The organism is Sphingomonas sp. NFR04 (assembly GCF_900114095.1).
Classification (GTDB): domain Bacteria; phylum Pseudomonadota; class Alphaproteobacteria; order Sphingomonadales; family Sphingomonadaceae; genus Sphingomonas.
In genome coordinates this window covers 335,968-358,176 of the sequence record NZ_FORV01000001.1, presented here as the reverse complement: position 1 = coordinate 358,176, position 22,209 = coordinate 335,968, and the positions used below count along the sequence as shown (strand labels likewise).

Annotated in this window: 22 protein-coding genes; 12 read left to right on the top strand and 10 right to left on the bottom strand. The window is 67.0% G+C overall.

The window, feature by feature from the left end; translation table 11 throughout:
* Nucleotides 1-3 precede the first annotated feature (3 nt).
* The 3 genes from BM009_RS01685 (at nucleotide 4) to BM009_RS01675 (ending at nucleotide 1,914) form a co-directional block, all read left to right on the top strand.
* A complete protein-coding gene (locus BM009_RS01685) occupies nucleotides 4-345 on the top strand; it encodes a DUF423 domain-containing protein (protein WP_093293130.1) in 342 nt (113 codons plus the stop codon).
* Nucleotides 342-701: a hypothetical protein gene (locus tag BM009_RS01680; protein ID WP_093293128.1), complete on the top strand. Its 360-nt coding sequence runs from the start codon at nucleotides 342-344 to the stop codon at nucleotides 699-701. The genes BM009_RS01685 and BM009_RS01680 overlap by 4 nt, the downstream gene beginning before the upstream one ends.
* Before the next feature lie 238 nt (nucleotides 702-939).
* A complete protein-coding gene (locus BM009_RS01675) occupies nucleotides 940-1,914 on the top strand; it encodes a TylF/MycF/NovP-related O-methyltransferase (RefSeq protein ID WP_175487854.1) in 975 nt (324 codons plus the stop codon).
* A 47-nt stretch (nucleotides 1,915-1,961) separates the two neighbouring features.
* Here BM009_RS01675 and BM009_RS01670 read toward each other — a convergent pair whose 3' ends face one another.
* Entirely contained in the window at nucleotides 1,962-2,120 is a 159-nt protein-coding gene (locus BM009_RS01670; protein ID WP_093293124.1) for a DUF2256 domain-containing protein, read from the bottom strand.
* A gap of 4 nt (nucleotides 2,121-2,124) precedes the next feature.
* Nucleotides 2,125-4,002, bottom strand: coding sequence for a M1 family metallopeptidase (locus tag BM009_RS01665; protein ID WP_093293122.1), 1,878 nt, complete (start codon nucleotides 4,000-4,002; stop codon nucleotides 2,125-2,127).
* 118 nt (nucleotides 4,003-4,120) lie between these two features.
* On the opposite strand from BM009_RS01665, the gene BM009_RS01660 reads away from it, so the two are divergent.
* Nucleotides 4,121-5,092: a methyltransferase gene (locus BM009_RS01660; protein WP_093293120.1), complete on the top strand. Its 972-nt coding sequence runs from the start codon at nucleotides 4,121-4,123 to the stop codon at nucleotides 5,090-5,092.
* A 169-nt stretch (nucleotides 5,093-5,261) separates the two neighbouring features.
* Here the strand turns inward: BM009_RS01660 and aroB are convergent, their stop codons facing one another.
* Together aroB and BM009_RS01650 are read right to left on the bottom strand one after the other, a co-directional pair.
* Nucleotides 5,262-6,362: a 3-dehydroquinate synthase gene (gene aroB / locus BM009_RS01655; RefSeq protein WP_093293118.1), complete on the bottom strand. Its 1,101-nt coding sequence runs from the start codon at nucleotides 6,360-6,362 to the stop codon at nucleotides 5,262-5,264.
* Nucleotides 6,359-6,898 carry a shikimate kinase gene (locus tag BM009_RS01650; RefSeq protein ID WP_093293116.1) on the bottom strand — a complete coding sequence of 180 codons (540 nt, stop codon included), beginning with the start codon at nucleotides 6,896-6,898 and terminating at the stop codon, nucleotides 6,359-6,361. The genes aroB and BM009_RS01650 overlap by 4 nt, the downstream gene beginning before the upstream one ends.
* Nucleotides 6,899-6,972: 74 nt before the next feature.
* Here BM009_RS01650 and BM009_RS22460 point away from each other — a divergent pair, with 74 nt between their 5' ends.
* From BM009_RS22460 to BM009_RS01635, 4 genes are all read left to right on the top strand, one after another.
* A complete protein-coding gene (locus BM009_RS22460) occupies nucleotides 6,973-7,110 on the top strand; it encodes a hypothetical protein (protein WP_164521922.1) in 138 nt (45 codons plus the stop codon).
* Nucleotides 7,091-8,902: a hypothetical protein gene (locus tag BM009_RS01645; protein ID WP_254772105.1), complete on the top strand. Its 1,812-nt coding sequence runs from the start codon at nucleotides 7,091-7,093 to the stop codon at nucleotides 8,900-8,902. Before BM009_RS22460 ends, BM009_RS01645 begins: the two co-directional genes overlap by 20 nt.
* Nucleotides 8,899-9,810: a tyrosine-type recombinase/integrase gene (locus BM009_RS01640; protein WP_093293114.1), complete on the top strand. Its 912-nt coding sequence runs from the start codon at nucleotides 8,899-8,901 to the stop codon at nucleotides 9,808-9,810. The genes BM009_RS01645 and BM009_RS01640 overlap by 4 nt, the downstream gene beginning before the upstream one ends.
* Nucleotides 9,811-9,885: 75 nt before the next feature.
* Nucleotides 9,886-10,833 carry an acetyl-CoA carboxylase carboxyltransferase subunit alpha gene (locus BM009_RS01635; RefSeq protein ID WP_093293112.1) on the top strand — a complete coding sequence of 316 codons (948 nt, stop codon included), beginning with the start codon at nucleotides 9,886-9,888 and terminating at the stop codon, nucleotides 10,831-10,833.
* 60 nt (nucleotides 10,834-10,893) lie between these two features.
* On the opposite strand, the gene BM009_RS01630 is transcribed toward BM009_RS01635, so the two are convergent.
* From BM009_RS01630 to BM009_RS01620, 3 genes are all read right to left on the bottom strand, one after another.
* Nucleotides 10,894-11,061 (bottom strand): Flp family type IVb pilin, encoded by a 168-nt coding sequence (locus BM009_RS01630; RefSeq protein WP_093293110.1) that lies wholly within the window; start codon nucleotides 11,059-11,061, stop codon nucleotides 10,894-10,896.
* Between the two features lie 79 nt (nucleotides 11,062-11,140).
* A complete protein-coding gene (locus BM009_RS01625) occupies nucleotides 11,141-11,305 on the bottom strand; it encodes a Flp family type IVb pilin (RefSeq protein ID WP_093293108.1) in 165 nt (54 codons plus the stop codon).
* A gap of 126 nt (nucleotides 11,306-11,431) precedes the next feature.
* Complete coding sequence (locus BM009_RS01620) at nucleotides 11,432-11,617, bottom strand: Flp family type IVb pilin (RefSeq protein WP_093293106.1); 186 nt, start codon at nucleotides 11,615-11,617, stop codon at nucleotides 11,432-11,434.
* A gap of 94 nt (nucleotides 11,618-11,711) precedes the next feature.
* On the opposite strand from BM009_RS01620, the gene BM009_RS01615 reads away from it, so the two are divergent.
* Entirely contained in the window at nucleotides 11,712-12,107 is a 396-nt protein-coding gene (locus BM009_RS01615) for a (deoxy)nucleoside triphosphate pyrophosphohydrolase (protein WP_175487904.1), read from the top strand.
* Nucleotides 12,108-12,388: 281 nt separating this feature from the next.
* Here BM009_RS01615 and BM009_RS22075 read toward each other — a convergent pair whose 3' ends face one another.
* The 3 genes from BM009_RS22075 to BM009_RS01605 form a co-directional block, all read right to left on the bottom strand.
* A complete protein-coding gene (locus BM009_RS22075; RefSeq protein ID WP_139216505.1) occupies nucleotides 12,389-13,066 on the bottom strand; it encodes a PEPxxWA-CTERM sorting domain-containing protein in 678 nt (225 codons plus the stop codon).
* 302 nt (nucleotides 13,067-13,368) lie between these two features.
* The gene (locus tag BM009_RS01610; protein WP_093293104.1) at nucleotides 13,369-14,892 is read right to left on the bottom strand and encodes a CehA/McbA family metallohydrolase; all 1,524 of its coding nucleotides are present in this window, start codon (nucleotides 14,890-14,892) and stop codon (nucleotides 13,369-13,371) included.
* 3 nt (nucleotides 14,893-14,895) lie between these two features.
* The gene (locus BM009_RS01605; RefSeq protein WP_175487853.1) at nucleotides 14,896-17,364 is read right to left on the bottom strand and encodes a TonB-dependent receptor; all 2,469 of its coding nucleotides are present in this window, start codon (nucleotides 17,362-17,364) and stop codon (nucleotides 14,896-14,898) included.
* Nucleotides 17,365-17,632: 268 nt separating this feature from the next.
* Here BM009_RS01605 and BM009_RS01600 point away from each other — a divergent pair, with 268 nt between their 5' ends.
* The 3 genes from BM009_RS01600 to BM009_RS01590 all read left to right on the top strand — a co-directional run bounded on the left by BM009_RS01600 (nucleotide 17,633) and on the right by BM009_RS01590 (nucleotide 21,995).
* Complete coding sequence (locus tag BM009_RS01600) at nucleotides 17,633-18,208, top strand: sigma-70 family RNA polymerase sigma factor (protein WP_093293100.1); 576 nt, start codon at nucleotides 17,633-17,635, stop codon at nucleotides 18,206-18,208.
* Nucleotides 18,175-19,134, top strand: coding sequence for a FecR family protein (locus tag BM009_RS01595; RefSeq protein WP_093293098.1), 960 nt, complete (start codon nucleotides 18,175-18,177; stop codon nucleotides 19,132-19,134). Before BM009_RS01600 ends, BM009_RS01595 begins: the two co-directional genes overlap by 34 nt.
* A gap of 143 nt (nucleotides 19,135-19,277) precedes the next feature.
* Nucleotides 19,278-21,995 (top strand): TonB-dependent receptor, encoded by a 2,718-nt coding sequence (locus BM009_RS01590; protein WP_175487852.1) that lies wholly within the window; start codon nucleotides 19,278-19,280, stop codon nucleotides 21,993-21,995.
* Nucleotides 21,996-22,209 lie beyond the last annotated feature (214 nt).

Sequence of the window (22,209 nt, the reverse complement as noted above, 5' to 3'; positions counted from 1 at the left end):
CGCATGAACTGGATCGCGGTGCTGGCGGCGCTCTCGGGCGCGATGGCGGTGGCGGCGGGTGCCTTCGGTGCGCACGGCGCGCAGGGGCAGGCGGTCGAGTGGCTCAAGACCGGCGGGCACTATCAACTGGTGCACGCGGTCGCGGCGCTCGTCGCGCTGCAGCTCGGCGCGCGTGGGCCTGCGGCGCTGTTCGTCGGCGGCGGGTTCGTCTTCGCCGGCACGCTCTACCTGATGGCGCTGGGCTTGCCGCGCTGGCTTGGCGCGGTGACGCCGATCGGCGGGGCGGCGTTGATCGCGGGTTGGCTGTGGCTGGCCTGGGTGCTCGCCTCGAAGGTGACGAAATGAGCGCCCCGCAGGCGCCGTGGGATCCGGCGCAGGTCCGCCTCTGGCTCGAGCGCCGCATCAAGGCCGCCCGCTCGGACCAGGACGTCGCGGATCGCTACGGCCGCGACCGCGAGGACGACTATGACAAGGCCGCCGCCGAGGAATGGGTGTGCGAGCAATTGCGGCACAGCGACGCGATCGAGGACCAGGCGCGGCTCGGCGAGGCACTCAAGGCGCTGCTGGCGAAGGACGACTTCTACCGTGCCGGGGTGCGTAGCGAGCAGCGGTTCGAGCGCGAGGTGAAAACCTATCTGCGCAAGCTGATCAAGATGGCCGCAAGCAACACAGGCTTCGGCAAAATGCTGCGCTACCAGTGAGCGAAATGCAGCAGTTTCTCGGCGTCGCGTGAGGGGGATTCTGAAAACAAGGCTATCCCCGCCACAGTGCCTCTATGATCAAGGCGGTAATTAGCAGGCTATCAAAGGTTAATGGGATTTTAGCCGATCTATTTCGTGCTGCAGGTGTAACGAACTAACCATTGATATTTCAACATATTTCATCAAGTGTCGGTCTGCGTCGATCGCGATGTATGCGATGGAGAGGGGCTGCACGATTATGAAAATTGCTGTTTTTGGTATCGGAAGTGCCGCCAAAGATTTTTTAAGCATCGTTCCCAGTGATGTTGAAATCGTCGGGCTTTTCGACAACGATTCGGCCAAGCATGGTCGCCAGGTTGATGGGCGTATGGTCCTGCCTCCGGAGGAAATCGCTGATTGCGGTGCGGATTACATAGTCATCGCGGCGCGGGATGTGGATGGAATACGCCAGCAGTTAATTGACCGGGAAATTTCCTTCGATCGAATCGTTGCATTTTATCCAAGCTATAGTGCTACCTTGGCTTCGGAGGCCAATCGCGACATTGCGCTGCTGAACAAGATCGGCGTACCCATTGCACCGATTGGCCTGGCGACCATGTATCTGGACCGAACCGCAGCGGTCGAGCGGGTGGATTCAGGGGAGGGGGAAGCAGCGGATTTCGTGCGCAACAAGGCATTTGCGCTTGCTGCACGCCAAATTCGGGATCGTGATGTACAGGGCGCAGTTGCAGAGCTTGGCGTATACCGCGGCTACCAGGCCCAACTGATCAATCGCCTGTTCCCCGACCGGACGCTGTATCTGTTCGATACCTTTACCGGATTCGCAGCGCAGGACCTCGGGGCCGAACGTGACAACGGCTTGTCGGGGGCGGTGACCGGCGATTTCGAAAATACCAGCGTCGACCTCGTCCTGGGCAAGCTGCCGCACCGGGAGCAGGCCCGCGTGATGCAGGGCTTCTTCCCGGACACCGCGGCCGGCCTCGAAGAAACCTTCGCATTCGTCAGCCTCGACGTCGACCTCTACGACCCCATCCGGGCGGGTCTGCACTGGTTCTACGAGCGGTTGAGCGCGGGCGGTTTCATCTTCGTCCACGATTACAACAACGTTCGCTACCTGGGCGTGCGCAAGGCCGTCGACGAATTCGTCGAGGAGAGGGGCGCCAGCTTCGTGCCGCTGCCGGACTTCGCCGGGTCGGTCGTCATCGCCAAATAAGACGCGTGGCGAGCCAGGATCGTTCGACGCTGTCGAGCGATCCTGGCTCAGCTGTCGGTGCCGGCCGGGCGCGTGCGCCTGCACCTGTCGGAGCAGTAGACGACATTCGCCCAGTCCCGCTCCCACTTCTTCCGCCAGGCGAAGGGGCGCTGGCAGACCGGGCAGGTCTTGGTGGGCAGATCCCGCTTGGCGACGCCGCGCGGCATGGGATCACTCCGCCCCGACGATCTTGGCCACGCCCGCCGCGACGGTGGGGTGGTAGCTCGCCTTCGAGGCCTCGTAGAAGCGCCGCGCGATCGGCTTGCCCCAGTCGCCCTGCGCCATCAGGTCCTTGTAGATCGGGTAGATGAGCAGCCCGCGGCCGACGCTGCCGACCAGCTTTTCGATGCTCGGCACGGCCGGATCATAGCGGTTGGCGATCGCCAGCTCGCCCCAGGCCGAGCGGACATAGGCGTTGTTCGACGCCGACAGCCCCAGCGTCTCGTCCAGCTCCTTGAGCCGCGCCGGCGTCTGCTGGCGGTTCAGGCCGTTGAGGAAGCGCAGCCATTGCTGGGTCGCCCAGCCCTGCGGATGCACCGCCGAGATCGGCCCACCGGCGTTCACCGCGGCGAGCGCGGCATCGACCGCCTTCAGCGTCGCCGACTGGACGTGCACCGCGTTGTTCGGCAGCCCGGCGGCATAGGCCCATTTGTCGAGCTGGAGATTGGCCTCGAGCCCGGCATCGCCCTTCACCAGGTTGGCGCGCAGGTCCGCCAGGAAGCCCGCGGTGGTCTGCGGCTGGAAGGCGTGGCGGTCGAAATAGCCGCGCAGATACACGTCCCAGCGTGTACGGCCCACCGTTCGCTCGATCGTGCGCAGGAAGGTGGAGCCCTTGAAATAGTCGAGCTGGCCGAAGGTCGCGCCGGGATCGCCGTGCAGCCGCGTCGTCGGCGCCTCCATGCCGCCGGCATCGGCGATGTCCTTCTGGAGGCCGTCCCATTCCAGATCGGCGTCGGTCGCGGCGCGCTCCTTGCCGTACACCGCCTCCATGATGCGGTTCTCGAAATAGGTCGTGAACCCCTCGTTGAGCCACGAATCCGACCAGGTCGCGTTGGTGACGAGATTGCCCGACCAGCTATGCGCAAGCTCGTGCGCCACCACGTCGACGTTCGAGCGGTCGCCGGTGAGGATCGTCGGCGTCAGGAAGGTGAGGGTGGGGTTCTCCATGCCACCATAGGGGAAGCTCGGCGGTAGGACGAGCATGTCGTAGCGGCCCCAGCGATAGGGGCCGTAGAGCGCCTGCGCCGCGTCGATCATCTTCTCGACATCGGCGACCTCCTTCGCGGCGGCGGCGAGCATGCTCGGCTCGGTCCACACGCCGGCGCGCGGGCCGACGGGCTGGAAGGCGAGGTCGCCGACCGCGAAGGCGATCAGGTACGGCGGCACCGGCTTGTCCATGCGGAAGCGGAAGCTGTGCCAGCCCTTGGCCGCCGGTACGCCCTTGGCGCCGTCGAGCCGCGTACCGCTCGCCACCGCGACGAGATCGGCGGGGACGGTGAGCGTGGTGGACCAGGTCTGGCGGATGCCGGGGCTGTCCTGGGTGGGGATCCAGCTGCGGTTGTTGATCGGCTGGCCCTGGCTGAACAGGTAGGGTTTCTTCTTGCCCGCGGTGAGCGCGGGCGCGAGCCATTGCAGCGCCGAGGCACCGGGCGCAGTCGCATAGTGAAGCACGATCCTGCGCGCGCCCTGCAGCTGCACCGTCAGCGGCGCCCCGAGATCGGGCTTGGCCGCGCCGATCGCGAAGGGCAGCGGTTTGCCGGTGGCGTCGGTCACCTTGGCGATGACGAGCCCGTCGTCGTCGAGCACGATCTCGGTCGCGTTCGCCGCGGCGAGGATGTCGAGCGTCGCGGTACCGCTGAGCGTCTTGCGCGCGAAATCCGCTTTCAGGTCGAGCGCGACATGGGTGACGCGGGCGACTTCGGGCTTCGCATAGGTCCACACGTCCTTCGCCTCGGGCGTGGTGAGGATCGGCGCGGGGGCGGTCTGCTGGGCGAAGGCGGGGGAGACGAGCATGGTCGAAGCGGCGAGGGCGAGAGCTAGAATGCGCATGGCACGGAGCTAGGCCTTGGGGCGGCGGGGGGCAAGCGCTTGCCATGGATCAATCACATGGCGCCGGACCCTCTGCGAACCCGTAACGTTGATGCGCAACGATATTCAGGGGGTACGCATGGTAACGATGGTGGCGGAGCGGCCGGTGGCGGCGGAGGACGAGGCGACCGTGTTGGGCGACCTGATCGCTTACCTCAAGCAGCAGGACTACCACTTCATCACCCCGACGCCCGCCACCCATGCGCGGGTGCTCGCCCGGGCAGACCGGCAGCGCGCCACCGACCTGCGCGACGTCTTCGGCTGGAGCCTGCCCTTTGCGCGTGATCTGCTCGACGCATCGCTGCTGGAGGCGCTGGAGGCGGCTGGGCTGATCGAGGGGGCGGGCGCGCTTCTGCGCAGCAAGGTCCGCGTCTCGACGCTGGGTCCCGACCTGCTGGTACATTCCGCCTATCCGACCGACGACACCGATGCGGTGTTCTTCGGGCCGGACAGCTACCGCTTCACCCGCTTCATCGCCAACGAGCTAAGGCGGTGTCCCGAGCGCGAAGGTTCGACGCTGGTCGATATCGGCACGGGCGCTGGGGCGGGAGCAATCGCCGCCGCACATCGCTGCCCGAAGGTCGACATCGTGATGACCGACATCAACCCGGCGGCGCTGCGGCTGGCGCGGGTGAATGCACGGGCGGCGGGCATCGAGGCGCGGTTCGTGGAGGGCGAAGATCTGTCCGGTATCACGGGCGAACTCGATCTGGTGCTGGCCAACCCGCCCTACATCATCGATCCCGCCGGCCGTGCCTATCGCGACGGCGGGGATCTGCACGGCGCCGGCGTGGCGCTGGCGATGGCGTGCGAGGCGGTGCCGCGGTTGGCCGCGGGCGGGCGGTTCCTGCTCTACACCGGCAGCGCGATCGTGCGCGGGGCGGACGGGTTGCACGATCGGCTCATGCAGCTCGCCGCAGCGGAAGGCTGCCGGCTACGCTACGAAGAGATCGACCCCGATGTGTTCGGCGAGGAGCTGGAGACGGCAGCCTATGCGGATGTGGAGCGCATCGCGCTGGTGACGGCGGTGATCGAGCGAGGGCGCCGCTAAAATCCTTCCCGGTACGGGGAGGGGGACCGCGCGGCGTAGCCGCGGGGTGGAGGGGCCGCGCCGTCAGGCGCGGGGCGCGCTCCACCCGCGGGAACCCCGCCGCTGGCGCGGCGGCCCCTCCACCAAGCCGCTGCGCGTCTTGGTCCCCCTCCCCGTACCGGGGAGGAATTCAGGGGCGCTGCGTGTCCAGGAAGGCCGCGACCTTGGTCAGGTCCACGGTCTTGTCGAGATAGGTCCGCCCGAGGCCGCGGGCGAGCAGGAAGGGCAGGGTGCTGCCCTCCATCTTCTTGTCGTGGAGCATGTGCCCGACCAGCGTCGCGCCGTCCGCTGTTACGCCCGCCGCGGCAAGCCCGTCCGGCAGCCCCACCGACTGCAGATGTGCCGCCACGCGCTCGGCGTCCTCCGCCGGGCACAGGCCCATCTCCGCCGAGAAGGCGAAGGCGAGCGCCATACCCGCCGCTACCGCCTCGCCGTGGAGCAGCTTGTCGGAGAAGCCGGTCTCGGCCTCCAGCGCATGCCCGAAGGTATGGCCCAGGTTGAGCAGTGCCCGCGTGCCGGTCGTCTCGCGCTCGTCAGCGGCGACGATCCGCGCCTTGGCGGCTACCGAATGGCCGATCGCATGCGCTCGCGCCGCCGGATCGCCCGCGAACAGCGCGGCGGCATTGGCCTCGCACCAGGCGAAGAACCCGGCATCGTCGATCAGCCCGTATTTCGCCACTTCGGCATAGCCCGCGCGCAGCTCGCGCTGGGGCAGGCTGTCGAGCACCTGCGGGTCGATCAGCACCACCGAGGGCTGGTGGAATGCGCCGATCAGGTTCTTGCCCGCCCTGGAATTGATCGCTGTCTTGCCGCCCACGGAGCTGTCGACCTGCGCCAGCAGCGTGGTGGGGATCTGGACGAAGTTGCAGCCGCGCTTGAGGATGCTCGTCGCGAAGCCGACCAGATCGCCGATCACGCCGCCGCCCAGCGCGATCACGTGATCGCTGCGGACCACGCCCTGTTCGAGCAGCCAGTCGGTCACCGATTCGAGTTGTGCCCAGCTCTTGGTGCTTTCGCCCGCCGGGAGCGTCAGCACCGGCGCGCTCACACCCGCCGCGGCGAGGCTCGCGACCAGCGTCTCGCAATGCGCCGACAGGTTGGTGTCGGTGATGATCGGCATCGCACGACCGCGCGACAGCGGGGCGAGGACTTCGCCGGCACGCGCGAGCAAGCCGGGTTCGATGCGCACGTCATAGCTGCGTGCGCCCAGGGCTACGGGGATGGTGGTCACTTGCGCAGGGCCTTCAGGATCGCTTCGACGGTGGTTTCGTGCGGTGCGGCTACGCTGGAGACGCGGATCTGCGCAAGCGCGTAAAACGGGTTTCGTGCCCTGGCGAGCTCGGTCAGCGTCGCCAGCGGGTCCTTGCCGCGGAGTAGCGGGCGCGTATCCCGCCGCCGCACCCGGTCCGCCAGCACCGAAGGCTCGGCATCGAGCCAGATCGAAATCGCCTGGTCGAGGATCAGCGCCCGCGTCTCGTCGTTGATGAACGCGCCGCCGCCGGTGGCGATCACCTTGGGCGTGCCGTCGACCAGCCGGGCGATCACCCGCCGTTCGCCGTCGCGGAAATGCGGTTCGCCGAATTTGGCGAAGATGTCCGAGACCGACATGCCCGCCGCCGATTCGATTTCCGCATCGGCATCGACGAAGGGCAGCCGCAGGCGCTGGGCGAGGCGGCGCCCCACCGTGGTTTTGCCGGCACCCATCAGCCCCACCAATACGATCGGCTTGCCGGTCCAGCTGTTCAATTGCGCATGCGTTTGTAACATCGTGCGAAGGGCTATACAGCGAGGACCCGTCTCGGGCAAAAGGCCCGTACCGCTCAAGGAATGGACTGTTTTTCATGCCGCGTATGCTTGTCGTGTTGCTCGTGATTCTGGTGGTTCTGGTGGGCGGCATGTTCGCGCTGGCCGGCCGCAACACCGTCAAGGAGCCGGTGCGCATGGAGAAGGCGGTCGCGCTTGAAAACCTCGCCAACTAGGGCGTCCCGGCTCGCGATCGCCGCGGCGCTGCTCGCCGCGATCGGCGTGCCGGCGTTCAGCCAGCAGCAGAAAGCGCCCGAATCGCTGTTGCCGCCCGGCTTCGACCAGCCGACGCCGCGGCCGCAGCCTTCTGCGCGTCCGAGCCCGAGTCCCACGTCCAGCGCAGCACCGGCCGCGGCGCCGTCGCCGAGCGGTGACGTGGCGCCGGTCGGCGTCGACATGGGGCCCGACGCGTTCGACGTGGAGGAAAGCAACGCCACCGCCGTGGCGGCGCCCGCGGTCGACCTCTCGCAATATGACCTGCCCAAGGGCGTGCGTCGGCCGCTGAACCGCATCGGTATCCTGGCGGCGGGCAATGCGCCGTTCCCGGCCGATGCGTTCGGGGACGTGGCGGGCGCCACCCAGGTGACGCTGATGCGCCGGCTCGACGCGCCGGTCGCTTCGCGCTGGGTGTCGATCGCGCTGCGCCGCGCGCTGATGTCGCCGCTCGATACCCCGCGCGGGGTCGACGGCGCCGACTATGCCGCCGAGCGTGCCTGGCTGCTGCTCCGCATGGGCGAGGCAACCGCCGCGCGCGGGCTCGTCAGCTATGTCGACATCGACGATTACACCAATGCGCTCGATCGCGTCGCGATGCAGGTCGCGCTGGCGACCGGCGATCCGGCGTCGGTCTGCCCGATTGTCGACGATGCGGCGTCCAACATTCCCGATCGTGGCTGGGCGCTGGCGCAGGCGATCTGCGCAGGGCTGGCCGGCAAGCCAAGCGAGGCGGACCAGCGGCTCGATGCGGCAAGCAAGGGCAAGCCTCGCAACGACCTTGATACGCTGCTCGCCACCAAGGTGGTGGGCATGGGCGCCGATTCGCGGCGCGCGGTGACGATCGACTGGGTGGGCGTGCCCGCGCTCTCCGCCTGGCGCTTCGGCATGGCGACCGCGGCGGGGGTGGACATCCCTGACAATCTCTTTGCCACGGTGGGTCCGGAATTCCGCTACTGGCAGGCGCTGTCGCCCGCGGTGTCGCCGGTGAACCGCGCCGGCGCGGCCGAACTGGCGGCGGCGGCGGGCGTGCTGTCCAACGCCGCGCTGGTCGATCTCTATGCCGAGCTCGACCAGGCGAGCGATGTGCCCGATCCGCTGCAGAAGACCGTGCGCGCCCTGCGTGCCGCCTATACCGGCTCGGCGGCCGAGCGGGTGCAGGCGATGAAGAGCCTGTGGGACGCTCCCGATAGCCCGCGTCTGCGCTACGCCCGGCTGGTGCTGACCGCCAAGGCAGCTGCCTGGATCCCGGCGAACAAGAACGCCGCCGAGCCCGACCGGCTGATCGCGTCGATGCTCTCTGCCGGCTATGATTCGGCCGCGCTCCAGTGGCGCGGCGTGGTCGCGCCGGGCAGCGAGGGCTGGGCGCTGCTCGCGCTCGCCGAGGGCGGTGGCCCGATCGGCTACAGCGATTTCGAGCGCTACGCAGGCGCTGCCAGCCCACGCAAGGCGGCGATGCTGCTCGCCGGGCTGGCGGGGCTCGGTCGGTTGTCCTCTTCCGATGCGCAGCGCGGGGCGGAGGCGACCAAGGTCGGCATCGGCGGCGTCAACGCCTGGACCCAGGCGATCGATCGCGCGGGCGCGGCCAACCAGCCCGGCATGGTCGCGCTGCTCGCCGGGGTCGGCATGCAGTCGCCGCGCTGGGATCAGGTAACGCCCGAGGCCCTCTACCACATCGTCGCGGCGATGCGGGCGGCGGGGATGGCCAATTACGCCCGGATGATCGCCGTGGAGGCGGTCACGCGCGCCGAGTGAGCGCCGATCGCGATCTGATCGAGCGTTTCCTCGAAATGCTGCGCGCCGAGACCGGGGCGGCGGCGAACACGATCGCCGCGTACGGCACGGACCTGCGCCTCGCCTCGGAGACACTGGGCGGTGACTTGGCCGGTGCAGGCCGCGCGGAGATCGAGCGGCTCGCCGGCGGCTGGGCCGAGCTCGCGCGCGCGACGGTGGCGCGCAAGTCCTCGGCGTTGCGGCGTTTCTTTGCCTTCCTCGCGGAGGAGGGGCACCGCGCCGACGATCCTGGCGCCGCGCTTCCGCGCCCCGGGGCCGCGCGGCGGCTGCCCAAGATCCTCAGCACCGGCGATGTCGAGGCGATGTTCGCCGCGATCGCCGAGCGTCAGGCGCGGGTGCCGCCCGATCCGCTCGACCTGCGGCTCGCCGCGCTGATCGAGCTGCTCTACGGCTCCGGGCTTCGCGCCACCGAGCTGGTGTCGCTGCCGCGCAACGCGATCCATCCCGATCGACCGTTCCTGATCCTCAAGGGCAAGGGCGGGCGCGAGCGGCTGGTGCCGATCTCCGATCGCGCGCGTGCCGCCGTCGCGTTGTGGCGGGGGCAGGTGCCGCCGGACAGCCCCTGGCTGTTCCCCTCGGGCAAGAAGCACCTCACGCGCGTCCGCCTCTACCAGATCGTCCGCGCACTGGCGGCGATGGCGGGAATTCCGCCCGAGCGCGCGAGCCCGCACGTCCTCCGCCACGCTTTCGCCACGCATCTGCTGGAAGGGGGCGCCGACCTGCGCGCGCTCCAGGCGATGCTCGGCCATGCCGATATCGCGACGACCGAAATCTATACCCATGTCGACAGCCGCCGCCTGGTCGAACTGGTCAATGCGCGGCACCCGCTGGGCGAGGCGCTGGCGAAAGGGACTCACCGAAACAGGTAGGTTTTGCGATCGGGGGCGGCCGTGCGTCTGCGCCCCGCGTTGACGCGAAGCGCGGCGGCCGTTAGCGCCTGCGGCATGACGACATTCCTCGACTTCGAGAAGCCGATCGCCGAGCTCCAGGGCAAGATCGACGAGCTGCGCAGCGCCGCCCAGGGCGGCGACGTGGACATCGCCGCCGAGATCGCCCCGCTCCAGGCCAAGTCGGACAAGCTGCTGCTCGACACCTATGCCCGGCTGACGCCGTGGCAGAAGACGCAGGTCGCCCGCCATCCCGAGCGCCCGCACTTCAAGCATTATGTCGCCGGGCTGATCGAAGACTTCATGCCGCTGGGCGGCGACCGCGCCTTTGCCGACGACGCTGCGATCATCGGCGGGCTCGGCCGGTTCCGCGGCCGCCGCGTGATGGTGATCGGGCATGAGAAGGGCGACGATACCGCCAGCCGGCTCAAGCATAATTTCGGCATGGGCAAGCCCGAGGGCTATCGCAAGGCGATCCGCCTGATGAAGCTCGCCGACCGTTTCGGCATCCCGGTGATCACTTTGGTCGACACCTCGGGCGCGTTCCCCGGCGTCCAGGCCGAAGAGCGCGGCCAGGCCGAGGCGATCGCGCGCTCGACCGAGACCTGCCTGTCGCTGGGCGTGCCGCTGGTCGCCTCGATCCTCGGCGAGGGCGGCTCGGGCGGCGCGGTGGCGCTCGCCGCGGGCAACCAGGTGCTGATGATGGAGCATGCGGTCTATTCGGTGATCTCGCCGGAGGGCTGCGCCTCGATCCTGTGGCGCACCGCCGACAAGGCGGCCGACGCCGCCGAGGCGATGAAGGTCACCGCGCAGCACCTGAAGGAGCTGAAGGTGATCGACGGCATCGTCCCCGAGCCGCTGGGCGGGGCGCATCGCGCGCCGGGCCAGGCGGTGCAGGGGCTGGGCGACGCGATCGAGAAGGCGCTGGCCGACCTCGCGGCGATGTCGCCCGAGTCGCTGCGCCAGGCCCGCCGCGCCAAGTTCCTGGCGATGGGCCGCCTCTGAAAACAGAAAAGGGGCTGACGCGCTGCTCAGCCCCTTTTTCCGTCGAAGCGAAGGCGTCGCTTAGGACGGCTTCATTTCGTTGCTGACCGTCGTGAAGGTGTTGTTGAGGCTGCCGCCCAAACCCTGCATCGCGGCAATCGCCGCAACGGCGATCAGGGCGGCGATCAGGCCATATTCGATCGCCGTCGCGCCCTTGCGTTGGGCGACCAGCTTGCGAAGCGTCTTCATCCGAAAAACCTTTCTCGTGATCGCGGTGAGGAGATGCCCGGCAGCGCCTCCATCACCGGATCGATCGAAATGACGGCGATCAGCCCTTCATGCTGTTGCTGACGGTCGTGAAGGTGTTGTTGAGGCTGCTGCCCAGACCCTTCATCGCGGCGATCGCGGCGACGGCGATCAGCGCGGCGATCAGGCCGTACTCGATGGCCGTGGCGGCCTTGGAATTCTTGATGAACTTGCGAATCTTAAGCATAGCCGTCTCCATCGTCCCAGAAACTTCAAACACCGGCCCGTCGGGACACCGACAGGGCCATGCGACCTTAGAGAAGAGGGGTTAAGAACCAGCTAAATCGCGTGCTTACCGAATGGTTTACGCGGTTTAGTGCCCGGCGTCCTGAACCTGTTGCGAAACATTGTTCCACATCGAGGTCGCGGTGTTGCCGAACAGGCTGAGCGCGCCGACCATCGCCAGCACGATCATCGCGATGATCAGTCCGTATTCGACGGCGGTGGCGCCGCGATCGGCGTGGAAAAGCGCGCGCAGGGCGTGGATCAAGGCTCGCATCGACAACCAATCTCAGTCAATAACCGCTGGAGATTCTGTCAGGATTTGGTTGCGAAGTGATTAGCGAGAGGCGGTGGTGAGCGCGGCAGGGCCGATGCTGCTGGTGGTGGCAGCGGCGATGATCGAGGACGGACGCGTGCTGGTGCAGCAGCGCCCGGAGGGCACGGCGCTGGCGGGACTGTGGGAGTTCCCCGGCGGCAAGATCGAGCCGGGCGAAAGCCCCGAGGCCGCGCTCGCCCGCGAGCTGGACGAGGAACTGGGCGTCACCGTCGATCCCGCCGCGCTGGTGCCGCTCACTTTCGCCAGCGTACCGCTCGCCGACCGGCACCTGGTGCTGCTGCTCTACCGGCTGGATCGCTGGGAGGGGGTGCCGGAGCCCCGCCATGCCAGCGCGCTGGCGTGGGCGGACATGGCGACGCTGCAGCGCCTGCCGATGCCGCCGGCGGATTTGCCGTTCCTGGAGGTATTGGCGCCGGTGCTCATTCGCTAAGGCCCGCCTGAAAGCGCAGGATGTTCGACGGAGTGACTGGTCTATCTCAGGCGCGGCAGAGTTGCTCTTCGCTCAGCATGATACGGCGTATGGCTTCCTGTTCGCGGCCGTACCCGCGCTCGTGTCTGCTCTTTCGGTGATCCCAGCTGCTCGATGGGCGAGCGGCAGTAGCGCGCAACTGCGGGGAGGGGAGACGGCTCGGGATCAGCATGCTGTCACCAACCGCAACTTCGGCGCCCAGGGTGTCGTCGATTGCGACTATTAGACGACGCCCTCCTCTCTTAATTGGCGACGGCAGTTCGCGGCCCTGCCCGTCGCCGGCGCATTGCGCCGCCAGCAAGTGCGATGCCGCCAATGAGCGTGGCCCAAGACTGGGGTTCCGGGACTGCATTGGAATTGACAAAGGTAATCGTGACATCCGTCATCGCGAGTTCAACAGACCTGATTTGCGCCGCGCCGCCAAGCCACCCATTGAGGTGCCCAGTCAAGGCGGTAGCCTGGTAGCCTTGTGATCCAGTGCTATTTACGACGCCAGCGAGTGAAAAGTTGAAATTATAGCCGGCGTCGGAAAAACTGAACTGCTTGCCAACAACAGTCGGCTGCGACCCTGAATAGAAATCATACGTCAATAACTGCGAATAGCTATCGCCGCAGTTGCAGTCATAGGGCTCAGAACCCGGCAAAAATGGCGTGGTCACCGTCACAGCGGGCGGATCCATCTTGAAATTGAATATGATCATCGGATCCACAGGATCGTTCTGAATATCATACGCAAAAGAGAACGAGAGACCAGCCAGGTCTGCGTTGTAGTAGTTGTACTCGCAGCACTCGTCCGTCAGATATCCTGAAACAATTTTCCCACTGCCATGGATGCTTTGCAACACAGGCGCAGCGCCAGCCTGGCTGGCACATCCGAGGGAGATGATACACGCGATGGCGATATAAAATTTCTTTTTCATCAGGCCCCCTGTTGCCTTACGAGATATCGTCTTTCGACGAGCAACCATATACCCAGGACATCGCAAATCAATGTGATCGAAGGAGCTTTTCGCGCCCAGGCAAATGACCTGCCCCCCCGGTGGTCGACGGTTTATTCAGAGCAACGGATTCCAGGGAGGGCCATTGCTCCCATCAACAACGGTGAAGGACCTTTTTTGCCGCTGTCTCCGACATGCAGATCGCCGGCGCCAAGCGGCGATGCTGGGCGGCAACGATGACAGGCGCAGGTCCCACGCATCGACCGGAAGGTATGGGACCATCCCTAGTCCGTGAAGTAGATCGGGTTGCCGATGAGGAGAAGGCGCCCGTCACCGTCTCGCACCTCAGCGCGGATCCAGTGGGTGCGGCCATCGGTGCGCCAAAGCCAGGGAGATGCTGGACGGTCCCTGGCAAAGGTGGTGCGGAAGGGCGCGTCGGCCTTGCCGTCGATGACCAGCTGCACGACCCCCTCCGTCATGCCCTGGAGCGACGCGGTGAAGAGGATCGTCTCGCCTGCACGGGCTTGTAGCGTCTGCCCCATGGTCGCGCGGCGGCCGTCTATGGTTGCCACCAGGTCCAGGACGCGATCGCGTGTACCCTCGACGTCGATGAATACGCGGCCGGCGCGAACGCCGTCGAGGAATCCCCGCACCGACAGGTCCCGCATGTAGACCACGGTGGTGGGGCTGCCGATCGAACCCGCCTCGGCGGCAGGGCGGTCGGCCTCGTGGCTGTCGCTTCCGCCGATGCCGGTGACGTGATGGCCCGCGTTCAACAAGCTGTTCCAGGCGGCGAAGCCTTGCAGCGCACCGTCGGCGGATCGCGTCTCGCGCATCGTACCGCCATTGACCACCTCGATCGAATCCACTGCACCGTCCGGCAGGTCGCCGAAACGCCACCCGCAGCCCATGCAGATTTCGCCGGAGGGCGCGCCGGGGTGATTGACCGAGACGATCCCGCCTTCGCGGTGGACGGGATCGATCCACTTGCGCGCCTCGCTCCAGGTCGGCCCTACCATGCGGAAATCGAGGAAATCGGTGGGCCCGAACACGTTGGCATGGCCCCAGAAGGTGGTGATCTCGCGGCCGGGGATCAGCAGCATCTTGTCGAACGCGCCCTGCAGCTCGCGGAGCGCGTTGTAATGGGCGGTGGTGTTGTGATCGCTGAGCGCGATGAAATCGAGCCCGCGTGCCGCCGCAGCCTCTACCGTGCGGTAGACGGGGCAGGCAATGCTCGCCCCCGACTGGGCCTTGCACCGCCCATCGCTGTCGCCGCTATGGAGGTGCAGGTCACCGCGGTACCAGCCGGCGGTGGCCGAGATCGGCGCATCGGCGAATTCGATGGCGGTCGGCTGCCGCTCGATGAAGATCGCCGCTTCATAGGGCGCCTCGGCACCTTCGCGGATATTGGGCGCGCCGAGGATCAGGTTCCAGCACCCGGCGGGCAGCGGGCCGGGAAGATAGCCTGGCGTCGCATCCTCGGTGCTGAGCGTCATGCTGCTGCGCGTGCCGCCGCTCCAGCCGCGAAAGCGGTGCGGATCGCGCAGGCCCAGATCGATCACCGAGCGCTGTTCCTTGCCGCCATAGCGAAACCGGATCGTCAGGCGCGCGACGCCTTCCGGCAGGTCGAACGGCAGCTCCGTGTAGCGTTCATACGCCGCACGGGTGAGTCTGCCCTTGATCACGCGCCAGGGCACACGCGCCTCCTCGCGCGATGGCGGCGTCTCCATCCGGCCGCCCTGCGCATGTGCAGGAACGGCGAGGGCGAAAAGCAGGGCAAGCGCGGCGGAGGCGGTACGCACCGTCATCGCTCAGAACTTGTACATCAGCGCGGCCCGGAAATTCCGGCCGATCAACGGACGCGCGATGAAGGTGTTGGCACCCGCATCGCCGTTCTGGAGCTCGCCCGCGCGCGGATTGCCTTCGGTGAGACCCAGCGAATTGTTGAGGTTGTCGACATAGCCGTACAGCGACAATGCCTGCGACACGTTGAACCGCGCGCTCAGATTGACGGTGGCATAGGCCGGCAGCCGCACCGAATTGGCGGTGTCGACATAGCGCTTGCCTTCATATTCCCACGACGCCTGCAGGCGCAGACGGTCGCCCAGCAGGTTGAGGCCGGGGACGAGACGCAGGCTGACGGTCGGAATGCGGATCAGGCGATTGCCGTCGAAATCGAAATTCTTGCCGGTCGCATCGACATAGGTGAGCCCCTTGTACTTGGGATCCTGCAGCGTGGCGGTGCCGGACAGGTCGAACCAGCGCATCGGGCGCAGCGTCCCTTCCAGTTCCAGGCCGAAGGTCTGGGTGTCGGCGTAGCGCGCCTCGCTCACCGCCGGTCCGTTCAGGTCGAAGCGATAGTTGGTGAACGAGACGTTGTTATACTTGGTCCAGAAGCCGGTCGCATAGAGCGAGACCAGCGCGCTCGCATATTTCACGCCCACTTCGCCCAGGTCCATCGTCTGGATGATCGGCTTGGCGGTGGGGCTGGTGATATAGTTGCCGAGGCTCGGCAGGCGATTGGCCGAGGTGTAGCGGGCGAACAGGCCGGCGTTGCGCCCGAACTGATAGTCGACGCCCAGCGTCCAGGTCGCGTGGCTGAAATTGTCGTCATGATTGGCGTAAACGCCGCTTTCCGTCTGGATCGACGAGGTCGCGAAGGTGCCGAGGTTGACGGTCTTCTTGAGTGCGACCGTGCCGCGGGTGCGCATCGTCTCCCAGCGCACGCCGCCGTCGATGCGGAGCCGCGGCGTCACCTGCCATTCGTCGGCGAGATACAGCGCATGCGAGGTCTGCTCGCCATGTGCGTCTTCCCACTCATAGCCATATTTGTAGATGCCGTGATCGGTGAACGTCCGCACGACATTTCCCGCCCCGTCGACCGCGACCAGATCGAGCAGCCGCGCATTGTCCTGCACATCCAGCAGCGCGGTCGACGAATAGCGGCCGAACGTCTCGTCGATATGGGCGAAATAATAGCCGAAGGTCACGTCGTGCGTGGTCGAACCCAGGTCGAAGCGGTGCGACACGCGGGTGTCGCTCATGAATTCCTTTACCGGAAGCGTGAGCCCGCGCAGGCCGCCGACGATCGCCAGTCCGTTGCCGTTCTGGTTGGCGGTGTCGAAGCGCTGGGTCGGCGTCGTCGCATAGCGCAGCTGCAGCGCAGTCGCGCCGGGCGCCTGGCCCAGCAGCGATGCCGATTGGGCCAGCAGGCTGGACGCGCTCTGCAGCGTGTTGGGATAGACGCCGTTCCGCTGGGTGGTCGTGTCGTTGTAGCGCGAGGTGTTGGTGATCTTCCAGTCGTCCCACGGCTCGAACGCGAACTTGCCGGTCACCTGGGTACGCTTGACCTGCGTGCCGACGCTGTTGTCGAAATCATAGGTGCTGCCGTCGCCCATGATCATCTTCACGCGCTCGGTCTCGGGCCCTGCAACCGTGCCATAATGGCCATCGAACCCCGGTACCGCGCGGATCTTGCCGTCCGGATAGGTCCGCATCGGGATGCCGGTGTAGAAGCCGACAATGTCGTCCATATGCTTGACGTCGAGGCTGAACTTGGCGCGCTCCCAATCGCGGGACACCGTCGCGCGCAGCTGGCCGCCATGGTTTGCCGTGAAGCCCGGATCGCGCACTCCACCTTCGGAGCGGTAGAAGCCACCCAGCGCGAGCTTCCACTCGCCGACCGGCGCGCCCACCCAGAAATCCATGCGGTACATGCTGTCCGCACCGACCGTCGCCTTGACGATGCCGGATGCGGTGTCGCCCACCTGGCGCGGGATGAAATTGACCGCGCCGGCGGGTGCGTTCGAGTAGAAGAGCGAGGCGGGGCCGCCGCGAACCACCTCGATCCGCTCGATCGTCTCGTCGAGGCGGAACACCTGGTCGCCGTTGAGATAGCCGAGCGCGGGATCGTGCTGGACGGGAACGCCGTCCTCGAGCAGCTGGATCGAGCCATAGCCGTCGACCGGCACGCCGCGTGCGCGGACGTTGCCGCTCGCCTCGCCGCCGGATGCCTCGACCCAGAAGCCCGGGACGGACTTCAGCGCCTCGGTGACGCTGGTCGGGGCCTGGAGGCGCAGCGCTTCTTCGTCGATGCGGGTGACCGAATAGCTCATCTCGGCCTTGGTCCGCTCACCGGTACCGGCGCGCCCGGTGACGATGATCGCCTCGCCGGGCGCGGCCTCGTCTGCCGCCTCCGGGCGCTGATCCTGCGCCCAGGTGGGCGCGGCGGTTGCGCAGAGGATGGCGAGCAGTGACGCGCTGAGCAGCGAAGGCTTCATGATGTTCCCTTTTGGATTGCGGACGCGCGACATCCTCCGGCCGCGCCGGATGCGCGATCGGTTGGCCCACCGCGCGACCGCGCGTCGGGGGATGCGTTGCAAGGTGCTTTCGCGACGAAGACGGCTTGGGCGGACGGTTCCGCTACTCGGCGGCGAAATTTTTTGTGCGTCCGCGAAAACGCAGTGGCGACGGCACCCCTGTCAATTCCCTGTCATACGCGGGTCCTAGTCGCAGCCCGGCGGCTGAAGCGACGGAGGGCGACACGGGATGGCATGGCTACGCGACATCGACGTCTGGTTTGCCGATCACGTCTTTGCGTATCACGCGCAGACGCTCCGCTACGCGACGCGCCTGGTTCGCCGGGCCGACGAGGCCGAGGAACTGGTGCAGGAAGCCTATGCGCGGCTGTTCGCGCTTGATGGCTGGGCGGCCATCGCCAACCCGCACGCCTTCACGATCCGGATCGTGCGGAACCTCGCGATCGAGCGGTTCCGTCGCGCGGAAGTGGTGCAGCTCGCCCAGGGCGCGCTGCTCCAGGCTCTGGAGACCACGGACCAGGATCCGACGCCCGACGTGGTGGCGATGGACCGATCGGAGCTCCAGCATGTCGCCCGTGTGCTGCAGGAAATGCCGCCGCGGATGCGCGAGGCGATGATTCTGCGGAGAATCGACGGCTTGCCCCCGGCGCAAGTAGCGGAGAGAATGAACATCTCCGTCTCCACGGTGGAGACACATCTGGTAAAGGCCCTTCGCCTGTTGATGCAGCGGCTGAACCGAACGGAAGCACGGGCGAAGACGGAGCACGCATCTTGGGAGACGAAGGAAAGGCTGGAGCGGATCTGAAGGCGCAGGCGATCGATTGGCTGGTGGCGCTCGATTGCGGCACCGCCGACGAGCAGGCATTCGCCGCCTGGCGCGATTCCGACCCCCGCCACGCTTCGGTCTTCGCGCAGGTCGCCGCGACATGGCGGCGAACCGCCGATCCGCAACTTGCCATGCTGATAGATCCGATAGCGCCGCCGCCGCCAATGGCTGCGCCGGTTGCACCGCATCGCGTGTCGCGCCGGGCCGTGACGGCGGGCGCGGCAGCGTTGCTGGGCGTGGGTGGTGCGGGCGCGTTCCTCGCCTGGCCGCGCCGGAGCTATGCCGCGACGGCGGTGGGCGAACGGCGCACCCTGCGCCTGCCCGATGGCAGCCTGGCGATGCTGAATACCGATACACAGCTGGCATGGCGGTTCGGCCGCGATCGGCAATTGTGGGTCGAGCGCGGCGAGGCGGCGCTGCTGGTCCGGGCGGGGGCAACGCCGGTCCGCCTCTACAGCGATCCCATAGAAGCAGGGCTCAGCGACGGCAGGTTCAACCTTCGGCTTGCCCCGGAAGGTGGGCAGCTGCTCGTCGTCACCGGTAGCGCGACAGCGGCTTATCGGGGTGCGCCGAGCGAGACGATTGGAGCCGGCAGCGCGCTGACCGTCGCCGATGGCAAGGCGCAGGTGAGCCGATGGTTGCCCGACGCGCTCGCGGCCGCGACGGCCTGGGAGCAGGGCCGGATCATATTTGACGGCATGCGGCTGGACCGTGCGATCGCCGAGTTCAATCGCTACCTGCCGGAGAAGATGGTGCTGCGACAGGCCGATCTTGCCGGCACCCGACTGGGCGGCGCGTTCCAGATCGACGATCCGGACAGCTTTCTGCTCGCCTTGCGCGAAGGCTTCGCGATCGATCACCGCCGCGCGGGTGATCGGATCGAGCTGTTCCGCCGTTCCAACTGACGCACGACTATTCCGCAAGCGGCGCGTGACACGAAGCTGTCGCGTGCGGGCGGCACGGACGCTTCATGCGCCTGAGTCGGAGCCTGTTTCCCATCCGCATGCCCTTGCGTGCCTGCCGGCTGGCGTGCGGCGCGGCGGTGGTCGTGGTCGCGCCCGCACAGGCGCAGCCGCAGCGGGAAGCCCTGTTCGACATCCCGGCACAAAGCCTGGCGACCGCTCTGGATAGCTTCGCTCGGCAGGCGGGCGTGCAGATCCTCTACCCATACCGCCTGGCTGCCCCTCGCCATTGCGCCGGCGTGCGCGGCAGGATGACGGCCCGCGCGGCGCTCGATCGACTGCTGCGCAACAGCGGTCTTGCGGTCGCACGCATGTCCGATCGCGTCGTCATCCTGCGGGCGGCGCCGGCACGGAGCACCCGGCCCATTCCCAAGCCGCAGGCTCGACCCAAACCAGCAATGCCCCCGGAACCGCTCCCCCCGCCCGAGGAGCTTGTGGTCACCGGGCGCGCTGCCGGCACGCCGCTACGCGATACCGCGCTCAGCTACGCGGTGACGCCGATCGACGCCGACACGCTGGCACGGGCCGGGCCGCGATCCACGGCAGACCTGTTCAGGCAGATTCCCGGCTTCTGGGTCGAGTCCACGGGCGGCGAGGCGAGCAACAATGTGCGTTCGCGTGGCATCCCCACCGACGGCTATTCGTCGGTCGCGCTGCTCGAGGACGGGCTACCGGTCCAATATGACGGAGGGCTGGGATATCTCAACACCGATCAGGTTTTTCGCGCCGACTCGACGATCGACAGGGTGGAGGCGGTCCGCGGCGGCCCCTCTGCGGTATTCATGCCCAATGCACCCGGCGGCAGCGTCAATTTCCTTACGCGCTCCGGCCTGCATAGGCCGGGCACGACGCTTTCCGCCACGCTGGGAAGCTTCGGCTACCAGCGGATCGACGGCTTCGCAGGCGCCGCCCTCGCGCCGCATCTCGGTCTGTCGGTGGGAGGCTTTTACCGCCGCGACGATGGTTTGCGCGATCCGGGCTATCCCGCCGACCGCGGCGGCCAGCTTCGCGGCGCCATCGAGTATGACGACGGGGGCGTGCGCCTTGCGTTCAACGTCAAGCACCTCGACGACCGTGTCATCCTGTACCTGCCGGTGCCGCTCCAGGCCGGTGCTGACGGTGCCATCCGCGCCATTCCCGGCTTTGATCCATTGTTCGACACGCTGGCCGGCCCGCAGGCGGTGCACGTGCCCATGAAGACCGCTGCCGGCACCACGGACTTCGATCTTTCCGAAGGCACGCACAGCCGCGTCACGTTCTACACGTTTACCGCACGGCTGGCGCTGGGGCAGGGGCTTGCGCTGGAGAGCAAGGCGCGCCTGCGCACTGGAAGCACCCTGCGCAATGGGCTGTTCCCGATCGGACGCCCGATGTCCGGCGCCGCCTATCTCGACGGCGTCCGCACCCAGCTGGTGTCTGCCTTTCCCGGCACCGCCGCGACTCAGATCCGCTACACGGGCAGCAGCATGCCGTTCCTTCCAGATAGCAACGGCAACGGCCTTGTCGTGAGCGCAAACCTGCTTTCAGTGCGGATGCCGATGACCGAGTTCGTCTCCGACACGCGTCTGACGCAGCGACTGGATGCGCTGGGCAGCCACGAAGCGGCGGTTGGCCTAAGCTATGATCACATGCGGCTTGGCTTCGATCGGGAAATGGGCTCGGTGCTGCTGGACGTGCGCGGCCGGGCGCAGCGTCTGGATGTCGTGGCGCTCGACGGGACGGGGCAGCTGCTCGGCGCGCTCACCGACAATGGATTTCTCCGCTACGGCTCGCTGTTCGACCATGTCGACCTGCGCGCGTCGGACGTCGCGATCTATGGGGCGGACGAATGGAAGCTGTCGTCGCGCTGGCGGCTGGATCTGGGCGCGCGCTGGGAGCGTACCCGGATAGGCGGGGGCGTCGAAGGCGCGGTGGCGGTGGATCTCGGCGATCCGGCGACCTTGGCGGACGACGCGGTGCTGACCGGAACAGGTGCGATCACGCCGATCCACCGCAGCTTTTCTGGCGTGAGTTGGACCGCTGGCGCAAACTTCAATCCCACGCCCCGCAGCGGCATGTTCGCGCGTGTGTCGCGGATCGCACGGCTGCCGAGCGCAACCGAATTCAACGGAAATCCCAACCGAGCCGACGAAGCGGCGGTTCCGATCGCCATGATCGAGGCGGGGCTGCTGCTGCGGCACCGGCGCTGGAACCTATCCGCCGTGGCATTCCGGACCCATTTCACACGGCTGCCCTTCGCCGACTATCGCTTCGATCCTGCGTCCTACAGCTATGTCGAACGGACCTCGATCGCCGATACCACGACGCGGGGCCTTGAGCTGGACGGCCATGCCGAACTCGTGGGACCGGTACATCTGGATGTGCAGGCAACGCTGCAAGACCCGCGCTACCGCAATTTCCGCTATGTCGATCTCGTGGACGGCGCGCCGGTAACCTTCGATGTGACCGGCAACCATCTGATCCGCGTGCCGAAGCTTGCGGTCCGCGCAACCCCAAGCCTCGTCCTGTTTGGCGGCGATCTTCGTCTCGCATCCGAAATCGTCCATTATTCCGAGCGCTTCGCGGATATCGCCAACACTCAGCGCCTGCCGCCCTTTTCGCTCCTCAATCTCCACGTGGACGCCCAGCTCTCGGAGAGGCTGAAGCTCGTCGTCCGCATCACGAACCTGACGAACACGCTCGGGCTGACTGAAGGGAACCCGAGAGGCGGGTCCTTCAATGCAGACGGCCGGGGCAGTGGCTACTTCTTCGCCCGGCCAGAATTCGGCCGAGCCCTGCGCGCGACGATCATTGTCCGCCCATAGCGTTAGCGCATGCGGAGAAATTGCAGCACACCGTGGATTGCTGCCGGGGCTTTTGGGACGAAGCTGTCGTTCGCGGCGAGCTTGGCGAATGGCAACTCGCGCACCAGCGGACATTCAACCTCGTGGCCCGCGATCCGAAAAGATGCCCTCGCTCAACGAAGCAATTCCCGCCCGCTGTTGAGCGGATTCTAGACACTAGATGGCTGGTCTCGCC